1 protein-coding gene is annotated in these 1,273 nt (G+C 60.6%); it reads left to right on the top strand.

Going from position 1 to position 1,273, the window contains the following annotated elements:
* The first annotated feature begins 449 nt into the window (after positions 1-449).
* Positions 450-1,172: a GNAT family N-acetyltransferase gene (locus AC3WN7_RS28580; protein ID WP_095968011.1), complete on the top strand. Its 723-nt coding sequence runs from the start codon at positions 450-452 to the stop codon at positions 1,170-1,172.
* Positions 1,173-1,273: the final 101 nt, after the last annotated feature.

Here is a 1,273-nt window from a genome sequence, read left to right as displayed (position 1 = left end):
GGGGGGCGGCCGGCGGGTTGGTATACGCCGAGGGGTCCGTCGGTGGTGGCGGGCCGAAATCATCCAGTGGTGCGGCGCAGACAGTGCCGAGGCTGATGTTGATCAGCATCACAGCGGCGATGCCCGTTTTGCTGAAACCGAGCGGTTTGAGGTCAGGCAGGCTTTTCATATTGTTTCCCTCGGGGCGCGCCGATGTGGCTGACGTACGCAATGCGCTCGATGCAAAAGATGCGCCAATCACGAGGGAGTCTCGGAGGGTGTGGAAGGCTGTTTTGTATCAAAACATTGAAGAGTTTTCTGTAGCGCCGAAGTGGGTGGCAATCCTCAGGTTCGGGGGCCTTGACCCACCCATTTCCCCAATCACCTGCCACACCACCATCACCCTTCGGACCGCAAGTGTCAGGCGCGTTATGATAGGCGGCCCATGCCTCCCGGAGCCTGTCACCGCAATGCCCCTGATCAGCCACTTCAAGACCCCGTGCCCCGAGCACATCAATAGCCAGATCCTGCAGATGGTGGTCGACAACCTGACCGACATCAGTATGGTCGCGATCCCGCCCAGCAACCTGCTGTACAACCTCTATCAATACGCGATCGGCTATGAGGTGCACCTGTACCTGGAGGCGCTGAACGGTGAAAAAGGCATTGCCGTGGAGTTGATCGTTGCCACGGACGAAGACGATCCACAAAAGGTGCTCGGCTTTTTGCTGTACCTGCCGGTGCAGGACGACCCCGAGGCCTGTGGCGTGGCGTACATGGCGGTACAGGCCGAGTATCGGCGCCAGGGTGTGGCACGACGGATGCTGCGGGAAATGGTCGGCCGCTATCCCCATGCCGAGCTGACCTGCGCGGTGGCCAAGGTGCCGTATTTCGAGGCGATGGGTTTTCAGGTGGTGGGCGTGCGTGCGACCCAGGTGTTGATGAATACCCGCGACCACAGTACCGGTGGCTTGATGGCGCTGCTGGACGTGGCGTCGATCTACAGCTCGCTGGAGGTGCGGCAGATTCATACCTATCTGCTGCAAAAACACGGCAAGCGGGCCATGACCGACGCGGAAAAACAGCGCGACCGGCATCTGGACCAGTTGACGCGCAAGGCCAATGAATGTGTGCGCGAGCGTTTGGGTGATGAGGCAGTGCCGGCGACTGGCCCCCGGTTGCGCCTGGTTTGACCACAGGCTCCCAAACACCACAATTCCCCTTGTGGGAGCGGGCTTGCTCGCGAAGGCGGAGTGTCAGCCAACATTCTGGTAACTGACACACCGCCTTCGCG

The sequence above is a fragment of the Pseudomonas sp. FW305-70 genome, assembly GCF_058783925.1.
Note: the sequence above shows the minus strand (reverse complement) of the source record. Positions and strands in the feature narration are given on the sequence as shown.